Here is a 20,730-nt window from a genome sequence, read left to right as displayed (position 1 = left end):
TGCACGTTCAGGGCGGCCGCAGCGCAGGCTGACCGCACCTGACGCTGACCGCGCCGTCACGACCCACCGGAGGCCAAGTGCACTGGGATCCCGCGAAATACGTCCAGTTCGGCAACTACCGACAGCGCCCGTTTTTTGACCTGACCGGCCGCATAGACGCCGCCGCACCCCGTGAAGTGGTGGACCTGGGGTGCGGGCCGGGCAACCTGACGGCGGCCCTGGCGGAACGCTGGCCCGGGGCCCGGGTAGTGGGCCTCGATTCCTCGCCGGAGATGCTGTCCAGGGCTGAAATCCACGCGGCGGCACCGCGCCTGGAGTTCCGCCTCGGCGACATTGCCGGCTGGGCGCCGTCGCCCGAGACAGACGTTGTGGTGAGCAACGCCGCGCTGCAGTGGATCCCGGAACACCGGGAACTGCTCCCAGGTTGGCTGGAAGCGCTGAGGCCGGGTGCGTGGTTCGCGCTCCAAGTGCCGGGCAACTTCGAGTCCCCTTCCCACACGCTCATGCGGGAACTCGCCGAGTCGCCGGGCTGGGCCGCAAGGCTCGACGGCGTCCTCCGCCACGATGACGCCGTTGCCGAGCCCGCACGGTACCTGGAGATCATGCTCGACGCCGGGTGCGCGGCTGATGCGTGGGAAACCACCTACCTCCAGCTGCTTTCCGGGGAAGACCCGGTGTTGGAGTGGGTGCGGGGGACAGGCCTGCGGCCTGTCCTGGCTGCTCTCACGCCGGAAGAGGGGGTCGAATTCGAGACCGAATATGCCGCGCGCCTGGCAAAGGCGTACCCCGCCATGGCCCATGGAACCGTCTTTCCGTTCCGAAGGATCTTCGCCGTGGCACGGAAGCTTTAGGGCGCGGTTCCCGGGTTCTTCTCTGGCCCTCTTTAATTGGGGCCGGCGGTGAACCGTAGCCGTTTCCGGCGCGTCTTTATAGACAACGAAGTGACGAATGTGATGTAGCTTACAATGGCGAGGCGGGCATGGGGACCGGTTAACCAGGCCCGTGTTCTGCCCCGGCGATGGAGGAGGCGCGGTGCTCTTTGGTTTGATGCGCCGCCTCCTCGGAGAACACCGGGCCACGGTGTGGGGCATCATCGTGCTGCAAATGCTCCAGACCGCCGGCAACCTGCTGCTCCCCACGCTGAACGCCAGCGTCATCGACGACGGGATCCTGCCGCGGCGGACGGACGTGATCCTCCGCCTCGGCGGCTGGATGATCGGACTCTCCGTAGTCCAGGTGGCCGCCGCCCTCGGCGCGGGCTATCTCGGTGCCGCGGTGGCCATGAAGGTCGGCCACCGTCTCCGGCGCGAACTTTTCGCTAAGGTCCAGGCCATGTCCTCCCAGGAAGTGGGTGCCTTCGGCGCTCCCAGCCTTGTCACCCGGGCCACGAACGACGTCCAGCAAATCCAGACCTTCGCCGTGCTGGTCTTCACCATGCTGGCCGCAGCGCCCGTCATGGGCATCGGCGGCATCATCCTGGCGATCCAGCAGGACGCGGCCCTGTCCGCCGTCGTGATCGCCATTGTTCCGCTCCTGGTGGTCATCATGGCCCTCATCGTGCGGCGCCTGATTCCGCTCTACCGCCAGGGCCAGGCTCTGATCGACGGCGCAACCAGGATCCTGCGCGAACAGATCATCGGTGCCAGCGTTATCCGGTCCTTCGTACGCCAGGACCACGAGGCGGCACGCTTTGCCGAGGCGAACCGCAAACTGACGGGCAACAACCTCCAATCGGCCCTCCTCGTCGCCGGCATGCTGCCCATGATCATGATCGTGGTGAACCTGTCGTCCGTGACGGTGGTCTGGTTCGGCGGCCACCTCATCCAAAGCGGCCAGATGCAAGTGGGGGCACTCACGGCCTTCATCGCGTACATCCTGCAAATCCTGCTCGCCATCATGATGGCCATGTACGTGTTCATGACCGCTCCCCGCGCGGCCGTCTGCGCTGAGCGCATCCAGGGCGTGCTGGACGTGGACCCGGCCATTGCGGGTCCGTCCCCGATCTCCCCGACCGGCGCTTTCGTCGACGGCGCTTTCGTCGAGGGTGCCGCTGCTGGCGGAATATCCGACGCCGGCACGCCGACCGGAGGAACGGTGGAATTCCGAGACGTCGTTTTCGCCTATCCGGGCGCAGAAACTCCGGTTCTGGCCGGCATCTCTTTCACGGCCGGCCCCGGGTCCGTCACCGCCATCATCGGTTCCACGGGAAGCGGCAAGAGCACACTGCTGAATCTGCTGCCGCGCTTCCTGGACGCCGTCGGCGGTGAAATCCGGTTCGGCGGACGGGACATCCGCACACTGCAGCTGGACGAGCTGCGGGGCCGGATGGCGGTGGTTCCACAGCGTGCCTACCTCTTTTCCGGCACCATCGCAGGAAACCTGCGCATGGCATCGCCCGCGGCCACGGACGAAGACCTGTGGCTGGCCCTCCGGCGGGCGCAGGCGGAAGAGTTTGTCCGCAACCTCCCGAACGGCCTGAACGCCGCGGTCGGGCAGGGCGGGGCCGGACTTTCGGGTGGCCAGCGGCAGCGTCTCTGCATTGCGCGCGCCATTCTCCGCAAGGCGGAGCTTTTCCTCTTCGACGACAGCTTCTCCGCTCTGGACTACGCCACGGAAGCCAGTGTCCGGGAGGCGCTGGTGCCCGCCCTGGAATCAGCCACCGTGATCATTGTTGCCGAGCGGATTTCCAGCATCGTGGACGCCGGCCAAATCCTCGTCCTGAATGACGGCCGGCTGGTGGCCCAAGGGACCCACCCGGACCTCCTCCGGACTTCCCGGACCTACCGTGAGATCGCCGAATCGCAGCTCGCCCTGGACGAACTGCCATGAGAGGCGCACATGCCGCCGTGAGGCCGGTGAACATATTCTTGGCGGCTGCCGCCCGGCTCATCGGGCTGCTGCGTCCGGTCCGGGGCCGCATGTCCATTGCCGTTGCTGCCACCTGCGGTTTCGCAGCGCTCAACGTCGCGGCGCCGAAACTCCTCGGCGACGCCACGGACGTAGTGGTGGCGTCCTTTGTGGGCGGCACTTTAGACGAAGGCAAGCTGGCAGGGCTGCTCCTGTTGGTGGCGCTGATGTACGTCGGCACGTCGCTCTTCAACTGGCTTCAGGGCGCACTCACCGCCAGCGCCGTGCAGCGGCTCGTCTTCGGCCTCCGCTCTGCCGTCGAAGCAAAACTGCACCGGCTGCCGTCGTCGCACTTCCAGGAGCAGACGCGCGGTGACGTGCTCAGCCGGGCGACCAACGACGTCGACAATATCTCGCAGTCCCTCAACCAGTTGCTCACGCAGGTGATCATGGCCGTCCTCATGCTGTTGGGCTCACTGGCCATGATGCTCTGGATCTCGCCGCTGCTGGCGGCAATCGCCCTCATTTCCGTGCCGATATCCACTCTCATCACCGTGCTGATAGCCCGGAAGTCGCAGGCAGACTTCGCCGACCAGTGGGCTTCGACGGGAACGCTGAACGCCCACATCGAGGAATTCGTGACGGGCCACGAGGTGATCAAGGCATTTGGGCAGCAGGAAGCCGTGGCGGAGATTTTCGGGCACGGCAACGACCGCCTGGCCCGAACATCCGCCAGGGCACAATACGTTTCCGGCGCAGTGCAGCCGCTCATGGTGTTCATTGCAAACCTCAACTACGTGGCTGTGGCCGTGGTGGGTGCCCTCCAAGTCGCGGCCGGGACCATGACCATTGGCGGCATCCAGGCCTTCATCCAGTTCAGCAGGCTCTTCACGCAGCCCATGGGCCAGATCGGTGGAATGCTGACCCTGATGCAATCCTGCGCGGCGTCAGCGGAACGGGTTTTTTCCCTCCTGGACGCCGAAGAGATCCCTCCGGAGACTGCACCCGCCCTCCGGGAGCCAGAGAACCTGGGTGGGCGCATCGACTTCGATGACGTGACCTTCGGGTATGTCCCGGGCGTGCCCGCCGTGAGGGGGCTGACCTTTTCAGTCCTGCCAGGACAGACCGTGGCCATCGTCGGCCACACAGGCGCCGGGAAAACCACGGTAGTGAACCTGCTGATGCGTTTCTATGAGCTGGACTCCGGCCGAATCACTTTTGGCGGCACCGATATCGCCACCGTGCCGCTGGATTCACTGCGGTCCAACTTTGGTGTGGTGCTTCAGGACGTCTGGCTCTTCAGCGGGACGATCCGCGAAAATATTGAATACGGCTGGCCGGGGGCAAGCGACGCGGAGATCATTGCTGCAGCCGAAGCAACCCATGTTGACCACTTCGTCCGCGCCCTGCCGGGCGGCTACTCCACAGAGCTCGGGAACGACGGCGACTCGCTGAGCCAAGGGCAGCGGCAGCTCATCACCATTGCGCGGGCGGAACTGGCGGGGCGCGGCGTCCTGATTTTGGATGAGGCCACCAGCTCTGTCGACTCGCGGACAGAGGTGCAAATCCGGCTGGCCATGAACAGGCTGCGGCAGGGAAGGACCAGCTTCGTCATTGCCCACAGGTTGTCCACCATCCGCGACGCTGATCTAATCTTGGTCATGGATCACGGACGCATCGTTGAACAGGGAACCCACCAAAGCCTGCTGTCCGCGGGTGGACATTACACACGCCTCTACAACTCACAGTTCCGCCGCCTCGACCGGGCATACGTCACCGGGGACGCGGCAGCGGCGCGTGAGGGTGCGGGGCAGGGGAGTGCACGGCACCGGGGCGCCGGCAACGGTGGTACCGGGGTGTCGGCCCTGTGAGCGCCGGTCAGTCATTCCCCGGAGAGTGGAAACCCAACCACGGAAGTTCCGTGGCCCTCTACGAACAACTCCGGCTCCACGTCATCGAGCAGGCAGACCAGGGAAAGATTGCCCCCGGGACCCGGCTGCCCGCTGTCAGGAACCTTGCCGAGCTTCTCGGCGTCGCTCCCCACACGGTCGCCAGGGCCTACAAGGAGCTCGAAGCCGCCGGAGTTGTGGCCACCAAAGGGCGGAACGGGACGGTCGTGTGTGCCCGGGATGAACGCTGGGGTGCGCTCTCGGCGGCCGCCGCCGCATACGCCGACGCCGCCAAGTCGCAGGGCGCCAGCTTCGCCGAGGCCGTCCACCTGCTCGCCGCGGCCTACGACGCCGAATAGCAGGCCCGCATGGATATTCGAAGAAGTTTTCGATTAGCATTAGTGGGTGCCTAAAGCCGTAGCTGAAGAATCAGCCGTTGATGCCCACTCCGCCGTCGTGCCCCTGAACCCTGCGAAACCGGAGCGCGCGACTCCTGCGCGCCCGGATCTGTCCCGCCTGGTAGTCAAGGGCGCACGGGAACACAACCTGCGCAACGTGGACCTCGATCTTCCGCGGGACGCGATGATCGTCTTCACCGGCCTCTCGGGTTCGGGGAAGTCGTCCCTTGCCTTCGACACCATCTTCGCCGAGGGCCAGCGCCGCTACGTCGAGTCGCTCTCGGCCTACGCCCGGCAGTTCCTCGGGCAGGTGGACAAGCCCGACGTCGACTTCATCGAAGGCCTTTCCCCGGCGGTGTCCATCGACCAGAAGTCCACGAGCAAGAACCCGCGCTCCACGGTCGGCACCATCACCGAGATCTACGACTACATGCGTCTGCTGTGGGCGCGAGTGGGCCGCCCGTACTGCCCGGTCTGCGGCGAGCCCGTCATCAAGCAGACACCGCAGCAGATCGTGGACCAGCTGCTGGAACTGGAGCACGGCACCCGCTTCCAGGTCCTCGCACCCGTGGTGCGCGGCCGCAAGGGCGAGTTCGTCGACCTCTTCAAGGAACTGACGGCAAAAGGCTATTCCCGCGCCCGGGTGGACGGGGAGCTCATTCAGCTCAGCGATCCCCCCAAGCTCGGCAAGCAGTTCAAGCACACCATCGAAGTCGTAGTGGACAGGCTCGTGGTCAAGGAGGGCATCAGCCAGCGGCTGACGGATTCCATCGAGACGGCCCTGGGACTGGCCGAAGGCCGCGTGCTGGCTGAGTTCGTGGACCTCGACGCCGATGCCCCCGGCCGCCTGCGTGCGTTCTCGGAAAATCTGGCGTGCCCCAACGAGCACCCGCTGGCCATCGACGAAATCGAGCCGAGGTCGTTCTCCTTCAACAACCCGTTCGGCGCCTGCTCGGCCTGCAGCGGCATCGGAACCAAGCTCGAAGTCGATGAGGACCTCATCGTTCCGAATGCGGAGCTTTCGCTGGCCGAAGGTGCCATCGCGCCGTGGTCCCTCGGCACCGCCACCACGGAATACTGGAACCGGCTGCTGGACGGACTCGCCAAGGACGTCGGCTTCTCCATGGACACCCCATGGGAGAAGCTGACGGCCGACGTCCGCCAGACCGTCCTCCACGGCAAGGACCATAACGTGGTGGTTCAGTACCGCAACAGGTTTGGCCGGGAGCGCAAATACAGCACCGGGTTCGAAGGCGCCATCCAGTACGTGCACCGCAAGCATGGCGAGACGGATTCGGACTGGGCCCGCGACCGCTACGAGGAATACATGCGGCAGGTTCCCTGCCCTGCATGCAACGGCGCGAGGCTCAACCCGGCGTCGCTGTCTGTCCTCATCAACGGCAAATCGATCGCGGAGGTGGCAGCGCTGCCCATGCGGGATTGCGCCGAATTCCTCAGCAATCTCGTGCTGACCGGACGCGAGGCACAGATCGCCCACCAGGTCCTCAAGGAAATCCAGGCCCGGCTGACGTTCCTGTTGGACGTCGGGTTGGAATACCTGAACCTTGAACGGCCCTCCGCGACCCTTTCCGGCGGCGAGGCACAGCGGATCCGGCTTGCAACGCAGATCGGCTCCGGTCTGGTGGGCGTGCTGTATGTCTTGGACGAGCCCTCCATCGGGCTGCACCAGAGGGACAACCGCCGGCTCATCGAGACGCTCACCCGGCTCAGGGACATGGGCAACACCCTCATCGTGGTCGAGCACGATGAAGACACCATCCATGAAGCGGACTGGATCGTCGACATCGGGCCCGGGGCAGGGGAGCACGGCGGCCAGGTGGTCCACTCCGGGTCCTACGAAGCCCTGCTCGAGAACACGGCGTCCCTCACCGGTGACTACCTTTCGGGGCGGAAGAAGATCGACGTCCCCAAGAAACGGCGCAAGTACGACAAAAAGCGTGAGCTGAAAGTCATCGGCGCCCGGGAAAACAATCTCATTAATGTCGATGCCGCTTTCCCGCTGGGCTTGTTTACGGCCGTGACGGGAGTCAGCGGCTCCGGCAAGTCCACCCTGGTGAACGAGATCCTGTACAAGGTGCTCGCCAACAAGCTCAACGGCGCCAAGCAGGTGGCGGGGCGGCACAAGACCGTCCAGGGGCTGGAGCACCTGGACAAGGTGGTCCATGTGGACCAGAGCCCCATCGGGCGCACACCGCGCTCCAACCCGGCCACGTACACGGGGGTGTTCGACAACATCCGCAAGCTGTTCGCGGAAACCACCGAGGCCAAGGTCCGCGGATACTTGCCGGGACGCTTCTCCTTCAACGTCAAGGGCGGCAGGTGCGAGGCCTGTTCGGGTGACGGCACGCTGAAGATCGAGATGAACTTCCTGCCGGATGTGTATGTTCCCTGTGAGGTCTGCCACGGTGCCCGGTACAACCGTGAGACGCTCGAAGTGCACTACAAGGGCAAGACCATCGCGGACGTGCTGAACATGCCGATCGAGGAAGGGGCCGAATTCTTCGCGGCATTCTCCCCGATTGCCCGTCACCTCAACACGCTCGTGGATGTCGGACTCGGCTACGTGCGCCTCGGCCAGCCAGCCACCACGCTCTCCGGCGGCGAAGCCCAGCGTGTGAAGCTCGCTGCGGAGCTCCAGAAGCGCTCCAACGGCCGCAGCATCTACGTCCTGGACGAGCCGACCACCGGCCTGCACTTCGAGGACATCCGGAAGCTGCTGCTGGTACTTCAGGGCCTGGTGGACAAGGGCAACACCGTCATCACCATCGAGCACAACCTGGACGTCATCAAAAGTGCGGACTGGGTCGTGGACCTCGGCCCGGACGGCGGCTCGGGAGGCGGACGGATCGTGGCATCAGGAACGCCGGAGCAGCTTGCCAAGTCGACGGAGAGCCACACCGCCAGCTTCCTGGCGGAGATCCTCGGCTAGAGCAGGCAGCTGACCAGCCCATTCGGCGGACGGCGGTGAAATTCACCATGCCGTGCGGGGAAGTATTCCCTGCACGGCATGTGAGTTTGAGCAAAGGTGCTGTCATGAGAAACTAAGCCGGTGACTTCAACAACAGTGCCCGTGATCTTCGACCTGGACGGCACTCTTGTCGATCCGGCCGGCGGAATAACAGWCGGAATTGCGTCGGCCCTCCGGGAATTTGGCCTTCCCGTCCCCGCCCAGGACGTCCTGGACGCCATGATCGGGCCCAAGCTGAGCGATTCACTGCTGAATATCGCGGCCGTTCCACCGGCCATGCTTGCTGCAGTCATCCGGAGCTACCGGATGCATTACCTTGACACCGGCATATCGCAGAGCCGCCTGTACCCAGGGATTGTGGAGCTCCTCGACAGCTACGTGGCCGCAGGACGGCCCGTCGCCGTAGCCACGCAGAAGCCGGAAACCCTGGCGCAGCTTGTCCTGCAGCACCACAAGATAGCAAACCGGTTCCAGTCCGTCCGGGGATCCGCGGTCAACGAAACCGCAGCGGCGGCCGGACCGGTCGGCAAGACGGGCATCATTGCTGCCGCCATGGCCGACCTCCGCACGCAGCATGCCGTGATGGTGGGGGACCGCGCCCAGGACGTGGCAGGAGCACTCGCCAATGGCCTGGACTGCGTCGGTGTCGGCTGGGGTTTTGCCCTTGACGGCGAACTGGAGGAAGCCGGGGCAGTCGCCGTGGTTCACGACACCCCCAGCCTGCGCACCACCATCGAGGAACTGGAATCAGTCCGCGCCGCCGCCCTGAGTGAGGTGCGCAACGATGGAGCTGTTTGACGGCATCCGCTGGACCACCCGCGGGCTGATTTCGGGAACGTGCCGGCCAACGGTCATCGGACTGGAAAACGTCCCCAAGGAGGGCCCGTTCATCGTGGCCCCCAACCACCTCTCGTTCCTGGACAGCGTGATTGTGCAGGCGCTGATGCCGCGGCCGGTCGCTTTCTTCGCCAAAGCGGAGTACTTCACCACCAGAGGCTTCAAGGGGCGGCTCATGAAGTCGTTCTTTGAAGCCGTCGGCTCCATTCCCGTTGAGCGCGGGGAGCAGGCCGCCAGCGTGCAGGCGCTGAAGACGCTCCTGGACATCCTGGAGGACGGGAAAGGCATCGGCATTTACCCCGAGGGCACACGGTCGCGGGACGGGATCCTCTACCGTGGCCGGACCGGCGTTGGCTGGCTTGCACTCACGACGGGCGCGCCAGTCATCCCGGTGGGCCTCATCGGAACCGAGAAGCTGCAACCCGCCGGCCGCAATGCCGTCAAACCCCAGCACTTCACGATGAAGGTCGGAGAGCCGCTCTATTTCGAGAAGACCGGCCCGGACCACTCCCTGCCGGCACGCCGCCAGGTCACTGACCGCATCATGGACGCCATTGCCGGGCTGAGCGGCCAGGAGCGCTCCACGAGCTACAACCAGAGCAAGGCCGTCGAGTAGGCAGTGCCCCCGCACCCAGGCGTCGTCCGGCGCCTCCAGGGCCGGGCAACGGGCCTGCCTGAAGCTCAGTAGACTTGAAGCGTGGCAGATCCAGCAAGTTACCGACCCCAGACGGGTGAAATTCCGACCAATCCGGGCGTATACAGGTTCAGGGATCCCCACGGCAGGGTCATCTACGTGGGCAAGGCCAAGAACCTCCGCTCCCGCCTGAACTCGTACTTCGCCAACCCCGCGGGCCTCCTGCCCAAGACCCACGCCATGGTCCATACCGCCAGCAGCGTGGAATGGACGGTGGTGGGCAGCGAGCTTGAGTCGCTGCAGCTGGAGTACACGTGGATCAAGGAATTCAAGCCGCGGTTCAATGTCGTGTTCCGGGACGACAAGACCTACCCGTACCTCGCCGTCACCATGGGGGAGAAGCTGCCCCGTGTGCAGGTCATGCGCGGCGAGCGGCGCAAGGGCACCCGCTACTTCGGCCCCTACACGGCGGGCGCCATCCGGGAAACCATGGACACCCTGCTGCGTGTCTTCCCGGTGCGCAGCTGCAGCCCGGGTGTCCTCAAACGAGCCCAGGCCAGCGGCCGGCCGTGCCTGCTCGGCTACATCGACAAATGCTCGGCCCCCTGCGTCGGCCGGGTTACGCCCGAGGAGCACCGGGCTCTGGCCGAGGACTTCTGCGCCTTCATGGGAGGCGAGGCCAAGCGCTTCATCTCCCGGCTGGAAAAAGAGATGGCAGCCGCCGTCGCCGAACTTGACTACGAACGGGCCGCCCGGCTCCGCGACGACATCGTCGCCCTCCGCAAAGTCTTTGAACGCAACGCCGTGGTGCTCGCTGAAGACACGGACGCCGACGTTTTCGCGCTGTACGAGGACGAGCTCGAAGCTGCGGTTCAGGTGTTCCATGTGCGCGGCGGCCGCGTCAGGGGCCAGCGCGGGTGGGTGGTTGAAAAGGTGGAGGATTCCACGACGCCGGACCTTGTGGAGCACCTGCTGCAGCAGGTCTACGGGGAGGACGGCGATACCCAGGGTCGGCTGCCCCGCGAGGTGCTGGTTCCGGTGGAGCCGAGCAACGCAGCTGAACTGGCGGTGTGGCTGGGCGGCCTTCGGGGCGCGAAAGTGGACATCCGGGTGCCGCAGCGCGGCGACAAGGCCGCACTGATGTCGACGGTCCGGGAGAACGCGGAGCACGCGCTCAAGCTCCACAAGACCAGGCGTGCCGGCGATCTCACCGTGCGGTCCCAGGCCCTGCAGGAACTGCAGGAAGCCCTGGAGCTGCCCGTGCCGCTGCTGCGGATCGAGTGCTACGACGTCTCCCACGTCCAGGGAACGAACGTCGTGGCCTCGATGGTGGTGGTGGAAGACGGTCTGCCTAAGAAATCCGACTACCGTAAATTCTCCATCACGGGAGCGGCGGCTACGGATGACACCGCGGCCATGCACGACGTCCTCACCCGGCGCTTCCGTCACTATCTGCTGGATAAGACGGCACAGGTGGAGGCCTCCGACCTGGGAACCGTCACGGCGAAGCCTGCCGGGTCGGCCGACGCGCCGGTAGAGGACACCACCACTCCCGCACCGCGGGCCAAATTCGCCTACCCTCCCAACCTCGTGGTGGTGGACGGAGGAAAACCGCAGGTCAACGCGGCTGCACGCGCCCTCGCGGGGCTCGGTGTGGACGACGTCTATGTTGTGGGACTGGCCAAAAGGCTTGAGGAGGTGTGGCTGCCGGACAGTGATTTCCCGGTCATTTTGCCCCGTTCGTCGCAGGGCCTGTACATGTTGCAGCGCATCCGCGACGAGGCCCACCGCTTTGCCATTTCGTTCCACCGGCAGAAGCGCGGAAAGGCCATGACCGTCTCGGTCCTTGACGGCGTGCCCGGCCTCGGCGACTCCAAGCGCAAGGCGCTGCTGGCGCACTTCGGCTCCGCCAAGAAAATCAAGGCGGCGTCCATCGACGAGCTCACCGCGGCTAAAGGCATCGGCCCGTCGCTTGCCGCGGCCATCGTCACCCACTTCAGCTCGAACGGAGCCGGGAGCGAGTCCGCCGACGCCATGCCAGCCATCAACATGACCACCGGCGAAGTCCTGGAAACTTAGCTAGCGTCCTGAATCTTAGCTAGGGTAAGTACGGGAATCCTGCCGCGCGCACTGGCGTGCGCAGGCACACAAGAAGCGCAGAGCAGGAATGGGGCTGGATTTAATGGCAGAGTCGACGGCGGGATCGGGCGCGGACGAGGACGGCCTCACACCGGTCAAGCCAGTCGAGGCAGAACTGCTGGTGGTGACCGGCATGTCCGGGGCGGGCCGCAGCACAGCGGCTGACGCCCTCGAAGACCACGGCTGGTACGTCGTCGAAAACCTGCCGCCGCAGATGCTGGGCACCCTCGCCGAGCTGGTCTCCCACGCCCCGCAGTCCATTCCCAAGCTGGCGGTCGTCATGGACGTGCGGAGCAAGGCGCTGTTCGCGGACATCCGCGCAGCCCTCGGCGCCCTGGCGGCCAGTGGAGTCACATTCCGGGTGCTGTTCCTGGATGCGAGCGACGACGTCCTGGTCCGCCGGTTCGAGCAGGGCAGGCGCCCGCACCCGCTCCAGGGCGGGGGCCGGATCCTGGACGGCATTGCCGCCGAGCGCGAACTCCTCAAGGAGCTGCGGGATTCCTCCGACCTCGTCCTCGACACGTCCGCGCTCAATGTGCACGGGCTGGCCACCGCCATCACGGAACTGTTCACGGAGACTGGCCCTGTGGCCCTGCGGCTGAACGTCATGAGCTTCGGCTTCAAGTACGGCCTGCCCGTGGATGCGAACTATGTGGCGGACGTCCGCTTCATTCCCAACCCGCACTGGGTGCCGAAGCTCCGCCCGCACACCGGCCTCGACCAGGACGTGAGCGACTACGTCCTCGAGGCCGAAGGCGTTCCGAGTTTCGTCGAACGCTACGTCCTGGCACTTGAACCCGTCCTCGACGGGTACCGCCGCGAGAACAAGCACTACGCCACCATCGCCGTGGGATGCACCGGCGGGAAACACCGCTCGGTGGCGGTCGCCGTCGAGCTTTCCAAGAAACTGGCGCAATATCCGCGCGTCACGGTGACCACCACCCACCGGGATCTGGGCCGCGAATAATGGGAGTTCTCACCGGCCCGCTGCCGCTCATTCCGCCCTCCGGCCTGGCCGGCTCCCAGCAGGCAAAGGGACCTTCGGTCGTGGCCCTCGGCGGAGGCCACGGCCTCTCGGCCTCGTTGTCGGCGCTGCGGCTGCTGACGTCCGAGCTGACCGCTATTGTCACCGTGGCGGACGACGGCGGATCCTCCGGCCGCCTCCGCGAAGAGTACGGAGTCCTGCCCCCGGGCGATCTCCGGATGGCGCTGTCCGCGCTGTGCGACGACACCGACTGGGGCCGCACCTGGCGCGACGTCATGCAGCACCGCTTCCGGTCAGGGCCGGGCGGCGGCTCGCTGGACGACCACGCCATGGGAAACCTGCTGATCGTTACGCTCTGGGAGCTGCTCGGCGATGCAGTGGCCGGGCTGAAGTGGGCCGGCGCACTGCTCGGGGCCCGCGGCCAGGTGCTGCCCATGTCCACGGTGCCGCTCACCATCGAGGGTGACGTCCGCGTTGCCTCGCCCGACGGCAGCAGCACGCTCACCACCATCAAAGGCCAGGCGCGCTGCGCCGTCGCCGGCTCGCTTGAGAGCGTCAGGCTGCTGCCCGAACATGCACCGGCGTGCGTGGAGGCTTTGACGGCAATCGAACTGGCCGACTGGGTGGTTCTCGGTCCGGGGTCGTGGTACACCTCCGTCCTGCCGCACCTGTTGCTGCCGGAGATGCGGCAGGCGCTGTGTGACACGCCGGCCAAACGCTGCCTGACCATGAACCTCGCCATGGACACCAAGGAGACCTCGGGGATGTCCGCCGCCGACCACCTGCACGTCCTGCGCACCTACGCTCCGGAGTTCAGCGCGGACGTGGTGCTCGCCGACCCCGCGTCCGTTTCGGATATGAAGGAGTTTGAGCGGGCCGCCGGGATGATCGGAGCCGAGGTTGTCTTGGGTAAAGTGGGGGCTCCGGGTCGGCGTCCTGTACACGACCCCCTGCGGCTCGCAACGGCCTACCAGGATATTTTTGGGAACAGTTAGGAAGGTGCCATGGCACTGACAGCATCAGTCAAGGAAGAACTGTCCCGCCTGGACATAAAGAAGTCTTCGGTCCGCAAGGCCGAAGTCTCGGCCATGCTCCGCTTTGCCGGCGGACTGCACATCATTTCCGGCCGGATTGTCATCGAGGCCGAAGTGGACCTGGCCTCCACGGCCCGGCGCCTGCGGGCAGCCATCGCCGAAGTCTATGGGCACCAGAGCGAAATCATCGTCGTCTCCGGCAGCGGGCTGCGACGCGGCAGCCGTTACGTGGTGCGGGTAGTCCGCGACGGCGAGGCCCTGGCCCGGCAGACCGGCCTCCTGGACACCCGGGGCCGCCCGGTGCGCGGACTGCCTTCGGTGGTGGTCAACGGCTCGGCCGCCGACGCCGAGGCGGTGTGGCGCGGTGCTTTCCTGGCCCACGGTTCCCTGACCGAGCCCGGCCGGTCCTCCTCCATGGAAGTCACCTGTCCCGGCCCGGAATCCGCATTGGCCCTGGTAGGTGCCGCGAGGCGGCTCGGCATCCAGGCGAAGGCGCGTGAAGTCAGGGGAGTGGACCGCGTGGTGATCCGCGACGGCGACACAATCGCCGCACTGCTCACCCGGATGGGCGCCCACGACGCGCTGATGGTCTGGGAGGAACGGCGCATGCGGAAGGAAGTGCGGGCCACCGCCAACCGGCTCGCCAACTTCGACGACGCCAATCTCCGGCGCTCGGCCCAGGCGGCGGTAGCCGCAGGAGCACGCGTCGACCGAGCCCTGGAGATCCTCGGCGACGACGTTCCCGAACACCTCAAATACGCAGGGGAGCTCAGGGTTGCCCACAAACAGGCCAGCCTCGATGAACTTGGACGGCTCGCCGATCCGCCCATGACCAAGGACGCCATCGCCGGACGCATCCGGCGTCTGCTGGCCATGGCCGACAAACGTGCCTCTGATCTCGGCATTCCCGGGACGGATGCCAATGTGACGCCGGAAATGCTGGACGAGTAGCGGCGCCCCTAGAATCAAGACCAGATGGTGGAGATACCCTGGCTGGCCGGGAGCTTCGGCTCAGGAACCGGTGAGGGTGCCAGGATCCAGCCATTGGAAATTTCCGGGTGACCAGTCATCCGGATGCACAATCCGAGAGTTACCAAACCGGACAAGCTGTCCACTACATTGGAGGATTTTGTGACCGAGTACGTTCTGCCCGAACTCAAGTACGACTACGCAGCGCTGGAGCCCCACATCTCCGCGAAGATCATGGAGCTGCACCACAGCAAGCACCATGCAGCCTACGTAACGGGCGCCAACAACGCGCTGGCCCAGCTCGCCGAGGCCCGCGACAAGGGCGACTTCGCCAACATCAACCGTCTTTCCAAGGACCTGGCCTTCCACACCGGCGGCCACATCAACCACTCCGTGTTCTGGAACAACCTCTCGCCGGACGGGGGCGACAAGCCGGAGGGCGAGCTGGCTGCAGCCATCGACGACGCCTTCGGCTCCTTCGACGCTTTCCGCGCCCAGTTCTCCGCAGCCGCCCTCGGCCTGCAGGGATCCGGCTGGGGCTTCCTGGCGTACGAGCCCATCGGTGGCAACCTCGTCATCGAGCAGCTCTACGACCAGCAGGGCAATGTGGCACTTGGCACCACGCCGCTGCTCATGCTGGACATGTGGGAGCACGCCTTCTACCTCGACTACGTCAACGTCAAGGCGGACTACGTCAAGGCATTCTGGAACATCGTGAACTGGGCAGATGTCGCGCAGCGCTTCGCCGCCGCCCGCGCCAATGCCACCGGTCTGATCACGCTCTAGGACTGTGATGTGCGCAACGCACACTGGTAACAAACTTCACATTCGGCGTCTTTAGGGCCGAATTGTGGACGGTCTGCCCCCGCACTTGCGGGGGCAGACCTTCTTAAACGTAAGATGGATCACGGAAGGCGGTTAGCCTTCAGCAATGTGGCTGGTCGCCCTCCGATCTGGTAATCATCTCTGCCCAATGGCGTGCGGGATCTGTTAGTTGGCTAGAACGCCCGCTCAACTAGTTGTGCTTCAACAAGCACCAAGGAGACTGAAAAAAGTGACCACCCGTATTGGTATTAACGGCTTTGGCCGCATCGGCCGCAACTACTTCCGCGCAGCACTTGCACAGGGTGCGGACCTCGAAATCGTTGCTGTCAACGACCTCACCAGCCCCGAGGCACTTGCCCACCTGCTGAAGTACGACTCCGTCGGCGGCCGCCTGACCGAAACCGTTGAGGTCAAAGAGGGCAACCTGGTCGTCAACGGCAACGCCATCAAGGTCCTTGCCGAGCGGGATCCGGCCAACCTTCCCTGGGCTGACCTGAACGTTGACATCGTCATCGAGTCCACCGGCTTCTTCACCAAGGCCGCCGCAGCGCAGAAGCACATCGACGCCGGCGCCAAGAAGGTCCTGATCTCCGCCCCGGCCTCAGACGAGGACATCACCATCGTGATGGGCGTGAACCACGAGCTGTACGACCCCGCAGCCCACAACATCATCTCCAACGCGTCGTGCACCACCAACTGCCTGGGCCCGCTGGCCAAGGTCATCAACGACGAGTTCGGCATCGAACGCGGTCTCATGACCACGATTCACGCCTACACGGCCGACCAGAACCTGCAGGACGGCCCGCACAACGACCTCCGCCGCGCCCGCGCCGCAGCGATCAACATGGTCCCCACCTCCACCGGTGCGGCCAAGGCCATCGGCCTGGTCCTTCCGGAGCTCAAGGGCAAGCTGGACGGCTACGCCATCCGCGTACCGGTCCCCACCGGCTCCGCAACCGACCTTACCGTCACGGTTTCCCGGGAGACCACGGTTGAGGAAGTCAACGCAGCACTGAAGAAGGCGTCTGAGTCCGAGGCACTCCAGGGCTTCCTGACCTACACGGATGAGCCGATCGTCTCCTCCGACATCGTTGGCGACCCTGCTTCCTCCATCTTCGACTCCGGACTGACCAAGGTCATTGGCAACCAGGTCAAGGTTGTTTCCTGGTATGACAACGAATGGGGCTACTCAAACCGTCTGGTGGACCTCACGGAGCTCGTCGCATCCAAGCTGGGCTAGGGTTAGCTACATGACATTTCACACCCTCAACGAACTGATCGCTGAAGGTGTCCGCGGGCGGTACATTCTTGTCAGAAGTGACCTGAATGTGCCGCTCGACGGCTCTACAGTGACTGACGACGGCCGTATCAAGGCCTCACTGCCAGTGCTGGGAAAGCTCACGGACGCCGGTGCCCGCGTGCTGGTAACAGCCCACCTGGGCCGCCCCAAGGGCGCCCCGGAAGACAAGTACTCGCTCAAGCCCGCTGTCGCGCGGCTGGCCGAGCTCGCGTCATTCCCCGTCTCGCTGGCGGAAGACACGGTCGGACCAGCAGCGAAGGAGCTCGCCTCCTCCCTGCAGGACGGGCAGGTTCTCGTTCTCGAGAACGTCCGCTTCGACGCCCGCGAAACAAGCAAGGACGACGCCGAGCGCGGCGCCTTTGCGGACGAGCTGGTGGCCCTGACCGGAGAAAACGGCGCCTATGTGGATGACGCTTTCGGTGCCGTGCACCGCAAACACGCCAGCGTTTACGACGTCGCCACCCGGCTTCCGTCGTACCAGGGCGACCTCGTCCACACCGAGGTAGAGGTGCTGCGCAAGCTCACGGCAGACACCCAGCGTCCCTACGTCGTGGTGCTTGGCGGCTCCAAGGTTTCTGACAAGCTCGCTGTCATCGACAACCTCATCGGCAAGGCGGACACGATCCTCGTTGGCGGCGGCATGCTGTTCACATTCCTTGCGGCCGAAGGCCACAAGGTCGCCGGCAGCCTGCTGGAAGAGGACCAGATCCCGGTCGTCCAGGACTACCTCAAGCGTGCAGCCGACGCCGGCACGGAATTCGTGGTGCCCACCGACGTAGTGGTGGCAGCAAAGTTCGCCGCCGACGCGGACCACGAGACCGTCAGTGCGGAGGCCATCGAAAGCAGCAGCTTTGGTGCGCAGGGCATCGGCCTGGACATCGGCCCGGACTCCGCAAAGGCCTTCGCCGAGCGGATCAAGGCTGGCAGGACCGTCTTCTGGAACGGGCCCATGGGTGTCTTCGAATTCGAGGCGTTCTCGGCCGGCACCAAGGCCGTGGCACAGGCTCTGACCGAGACGGATGCCTTCACAGTGGTGGGCGGCGGCGACTCAGCCGCGGCAGTCCGGACCCTCGGCTTCGCCGATGACCAGTTCGGCCACATTTCCACCGGCGGCGGCGCCAGCCTGGAATACCTTGAAGGCAAGGAACTCCCCGGGCTGAGCGTCCTGGACCGCTAAAGCACTCCCAGCCGGCAGGGCGCCAGTATGCGTGCGCCCTGCCGGCTGTTTCACCTGACACGCACTTTTGACCTGCACTTTTGGAGAACACGTGACAACGTCAACAAACGGCACCTTCGACCGCAAGCCTCTGATTGCGGGCAACTGGAAGATGAACATGGACCATGTCCAGGGCATCACGCTCCTGCAGAAGCTTGCGTGGACCCTGTCCGACGCAAAGCATGATTACAGCCGCGTGGAAGTTGCCGTCTTCCCGCCGTTCACGGACCTTCGCGGCGTGCAGACGCTCGTCCAGGGCGACGAACTCGACGTAGCCTACGGCGGCCAGGACCTGTCCCAGTTCGACTCCGGCGCCTACACCGGGGACATCTCCGGGCAGTTCCTGAACAAGCTCGGCTGCACGTACGTCCTGGTCGGCCACAGCGAACGCCGCACCATCCACAACGAGTCTGACGACGTTCTCAACGCCAAGGTCAAGGCCGCCTACCGCCACGGCGTCACGCCGATGCTGTGCGTCGGCGAAGGTCTGGAAATCCGCCAGGCAGGCACCCACGTCCAGCACACCCTGGATCAGCTCCGCGCCGACGTCGAAGGGCTCAGCGCAGAGGAGGCCGCGGAACTCGTGGTCGCATACGAGCCCGTCTGGGCCATCGGGACCGGTGAAGTTGCCGGGCCCGAAGACGCCCAGGAAATGTGTGCCGCCATCCGGGCCGAACTGACTGAACTGTTCAGCGCGGACATCGCGGCCAAGGTGCGGCTTCTCTACGGCGGCTCTGTGAAAGCCAACAATGTGGCGGCGATCCTGAATGAGCGCGACGTCGACGGCGTGTTGGTGGGCGGCGCCAGCCTTGATCCTGCCGAGTTTGCTAATATTGTCAGGTTCGAGAGTCACCTGGTGACGGACTAGTCCGGACGCAGGCCAGATTCCCGCATTTCCTATCTTCTGAAAGGCCGTCGTGGACGTTCTTCATGTCATTCTGCAGATCCTCCTGGGCATCACCAGCCTCCTGCTGACCTTGCTCATCCTGCTCCATAAGGGACGTGGCGGCGGTCTGTCGGACATGTTCGGCGGCGGAATGAGTTCCGGCCTGAGCTCCTCCGGCGTTGCCGAGAAGAACCTGAACAGGTTCACCATCATCCTCGGGATCACCTGGGGCGTGGTCATCATCTCGCTCGGTCTGCTGATGCGGTTTACCGGCGTCGCTGACTCCTAGCGGGCCCTGCCTGGCCGGCCCCGCAGGCCCGGCGCCGCGCATGACCCTGCCGCCATCGGGAACTCCGCACTAAACTGTGGCTGTTGACCTTAACAGCAATGGTGCTAGTAGCGAGGAGTTCCCGGTGGCGCATTCATCTTCCGGTTTCCGGGGTACCCGTGTAGGTGTCACGGAAGGGACCGGGCTGAGGAATCAGGGCGAAGACCCGCTCGGTGAGCGGTTGCCGCGTATTTGTGTCTCCTACTGGTGCGTCCAGGGGCACGAGACGCGGCCTGTTTTCGTTAAGCTGCCCGAAGAGCAGATTCCCGAAGTGTGGGATTGCCGCAGATGCGGGAAAGCCGCCTCCCGGCACCCCGGGGCAGCCTTGGGGGAGGAAGCAAACGAGGATGGCTACAAGAGCCACCTGGATTACGTTAAAGAAAGACGCTCCAGCCAGGACGCGGAAGATGTCCTGGCCGGAGCGCTTCAACGGCTACGAGCCCGCGGGGGCCTTGCGGACTAGCTGCTCAGGCACGCGTGACGCCGCGTTTTCGTCGATCAGCCACAGGGTGCGGGAGCGCCCGGCCGGTCCGGCCGCGGGAACCTGCACAGGGTTGGCGCCTGCAAGAGCCAAACCGACCGCTCCCGCCTTGTCCTCGCCCGCAACAACCATCCACACCTCTGCCGCCGTGTTGATCGCGGGAAGCGTCAGCGAAATCCGCTCCGGCGGCGGCTTGGGTGAGTTGCGCACCCCGACCACCGTGAGCTGCTTCTCGCGGACGCCGCCCTGTTCCGGAAACAGCGACGCCACATGGGCGTCCGGCCCCACACCAAGCAGGACAACGTCGAAGCGCGGCAGGTTCCCAGGGTTCTCGGGCCTGTCGTCAGACATGTCAGCGGCGTGTTCGGACGCCGCAGCGTCGGCGAGCCGGCGGGCATAATCCTCGGCGGCCAGCTCCGGGCCTTCGAAATCGTCCGAAGAGCCCGGCTCGTGGACGCGTGCAGGGTCCACCGCGATGTGCTTCAGCAGTGCCTCATGGGCCTGGAGCGTGTTGCGGTCGGGATCCTTGGCGCCGACAAAGCGTTCGTCACCCCACCAGAAGTTCACCTTGGACCAGTCCACCGCGGGCGCCGCCGGTGAGTCCGCCACCGCCTTGAGAGTACCGATGCCCACCGTGCCCCCGGTCAGCACCACCGTTGCCTCACCGAACCTGTCCTGGACATCGACGAGCTTGGTGATCAGGCGAGCCGCGATGGCGGCCATGAGGACGGAAGAGTCTGGATGGATGCTTACTCTCGGGTCAGCGCTCACTGGGACGGACACTCCTTAGATTGGTACGTGGCAGTCCAATAGTAATCACTTCGCCGAACACTTCGTCGGGATCCAGACGCCGCAGTTCCTCGGCCAGGCAGTCCCGCAGGCTTCGCCGCGGCAGGGAAATCCGCTGGGCAGGCTGGCCCGGTTGGGTCAGTTCGGCCACTGACAGTCCGGGCCGGAACAGCTGGACGTCGCC

General features: G+C 65.2%; 19 protein-coding genes. 17 read left to right on the top strand and 2 right to left on the bottom strand.

The genetic code is table 11. From position 1 onward, the window contains the following. Window positions 1-77 precede the first annotated feature (77 nt). The 17 genes from AC1DDG_RS16070 to AC1DDG_RS15990 all read left to right on the top strand — a co-directional run bounded on the left by AC1DDG_RS16070 (window position 78) and on the right by AC1DDG_RS15990 (window position 19,739). Complete coding sequence (locus AC1DDG_RS16070) at window positions 78-851, top strand: trans-aconitate 2-methyltransferase (protein ID WP_476876815.1); 774 nt, start codon at window positions 78-80, stop codon at window positions 849-851. A 181-nt stretch (window positions 852-1,032) separates the two neighbouring features. Then, entirely contained in the window at window positions 1,033-2,829 is a 1,797-nt protein-coding gene (locus tag AC1DDG_RS16065) for an ABC transporter ATP-binding protein (RefSeq protein ID WP_476876814.1), read from the top strand. Then, a complete protein-coding gene (locus tag AC1DDG_RS16060; protein WP_476876813.1) occupies window positions 2,826-4,718 on the top strand; it encodes an ABC transporter ATP-binding protein in 1,893 nt (630 codons plus the stop codon). The genes AC1DDG_RS16065 and AC1DDG_RS16060 overlap by 4 nt, the downstream gene beginning before the upstream one ends. Continuing rightward, entirely contained in the window at window positions 4,715-5,095 is a 381-nt protein-coding gene (locus tag AC1DDG_RS16055; protein WP_230117210.1) for a GntR family transcriptional regulator, read from the top strand. The genes AC1DDG_RS16060 and AC1DDG_RS16055 overlap by 4 nt, the downstream gene beginning before the upstream one ends. Window positions 5,096-5,141: 46 nt before the next feature. Continuing rightward, window positions 5,142-8,084: an excinuclease ABC subunit UvrA gene (gene uvrA, locus AC1DDG_RS16050; protein ID WP_230117209.1), complete on the top strand. Its 2,943-nt coding sequence runs from the start codon at window positions 5,142-5,144 to the stop codon at window positions 8,082-8,084. Window positions 8,085-8,204: 120 nt separating this feature from the next. Continuing rightward, window positions 8,205-8,921, top strand: coding sequence for an HAD hydrolase-like protein (locus tag AC1DDG_RS16045; RefSeq protein WP_476876812.1), 717 nt, complete (start codon window positions 8,205-8,207; stop codon window positions 8,919-8,921). Further along, a complete protein-coding gene (locus AC1DDG_RS16040) occupies window positions 8,908-9,576 on the top strand; it encodes a lysophospholipid acyltransferase family protein (protein ID WP_230117207.1) in 669 nt (222 codons plus the stop codon). Before AC1DDG_RS16045 ends, AC1DDG_RS16040 begins: the two co-directional genes overlap by 14 nt. Before the next feature lie 81 nt (window positions 9,577-9,657). Next, the gene (gene uvrC, locus AC1DDG_RS16035) at window positions 9,658-11,673 is read left to right on the top strand and encodes an excinuclease ABC subunit UvrC (RefSeq protein ID WP_230117206.1); all 2,016 of its coding nucleotides are present in this window, start codon (window positions 9,658-9,660) and stop codon (window positions 11,671-11,673) included. A 103-nt stretch (window positions 11,674-11,776) separates the two neighbouring features. Then, window positions 11,777-12,700, top strand: a complete 924-nt coding sequence (rapZ, locus tag AC1DDG_RS16030; protein WP_230117314.1) for an RNase adapter RapZ — start codon at window positions 11,777-11,779, stop codon at window positions 12,698-12,700. Next, the gene (locus AC1DDG_RS16025) at window positions 12,700-13,713 is read left to right on the top strand and encodes a gluconeogenesis factor YvcK family protein (RefSeq protein ID WP_230117205.1); all 1,014 of its coding nucleotides are present in this window, start codon (window positions 12,700-12,702) and stop codon (window positions 13,711-13,713) included. Before rapZ ends, AC1DDG_RS16025 begins: the two co-directional genes overlap by 1 nt. Window positions 13,714-13,722: 9 nt before the next feature. Then, the gene (gene whiA, locus AC1DDG_RS16020; protein ID WP_230117204.1) at window positions 13,723-14,703 is read left to right on the top strand and encodes a DNA-binding protein WhiA; all 981 of its coding nucleotides are present in this window, start codon (window positions 13,723-13,725) and stop codon (window positions 14,701-14,703) included. Between the two features lie 180 nt (window positions 14,704-14,883). Continuing rightward, the gene (locus AC1DDG_RS16015) at window positions 14,884-15,507 is read left to right on the top strand and encodes a superoxide dismutase (protein WP_230117203.1); all 624 of its coding nucleotides are present in this window, start codon (window positions 14,884-14,886) and stop codon (window positions 15,505-15,507) included. 268 nt (window positions 15,508-15,775) lie between these two features. Next, entirely contained in the window at window positions 15,776-16,786 is a 1,011-nt protein-coding gene (gene gap / locus AC1DDG_RS16010) for a type I glyceraldehyde-3-phosphate dehydrogenase (protein ID WP_230117202.1), read from the top strand. Window positions 16,787-16,796: 10 nt separating this feature from the next. Then, a complete protein-coding gene (locus AC1DDG_RS16005) occupies window positions 16,797-18,023 on the top strand; it encodes a phosphoglycerate kinase (protein WP_476876811.1) in 1,227 nt (408 codons plus the stop codon). 91 nt (window positions 18,024-18,114) lie between these two features. Then, window positions 18,115-18,930, top strand: a complete 816-nt coding sequence (gene tpiA / locus AC1DDG_RS16000; RefSeq protein WP_230117200.1) for a triose-phosphate isomerase — start codon at window positions 18,115-18,117, stop codon at window positions 18,928-18,930. Window positions 18,931-18,979: 49 nt separating this feature from the next. Next, a complete protein-coding gene (gene secG / locus AC1DDG_RS15995) occupies window positions 18,980-19,237 on the top strand; it encodes a preprotein translocase subunit SecG (protein WP_230117199.1) in 258 nt (85 codons plus the stop codon). Between the two features lie 76 nt (window positions 19,238-19,313). After that, window positions 19,314-19,739, top strand: a complete 426-nt coding sequence (locus tag AC1DDG_RS15990; protein WP_354962124.1) for an RNA polymerase-binding protein RbpA — start codon at window positions 19,314-19,316, stop codon at window positions 19,737-19,739. Here AC1DDG_RS15990 and pgl read toward each other — a convergent pair. Together pgl and AC1DDG_RS15980 are read right to left on the bottom strand one after the other, a co-directional pair. Next, the gene (gene pgl, locus AC1DDG_RS15985) at window positions 19,710-20,528 is read right to left on the bottom strand and encodes a 6-phosphogluconolactonase (protein ID WP_230117197.1); all 819 of its coding nucleotides are present in this window, start codon (window positions 20,526-20,528) and stop codon (window positions 19,710-19,712) included. The two genes, AC1DDG_RS15990 and pgl, sit on opposite strands and share 30 nt — an antisense overlap. After that, the coding region (locus AC1DDG_RS15980) for an OpcA/G6PD domain-containing protein (protein WP_476876810.1) at window positions 20,518-20,730 on the bottom strand (213 nt) is incomplete at its 5' end. The genes pgl and AC1DDG_RS15980, both read right to left, overlap by 11 nt.

The organism is Arthrobacter sp. 10L430, from assembly GCF_056395245.1.
Note: the sequence above shows the minus strand (reverse complement) of the source record. Positions and strands in the feature narration are given on the sequence as shown.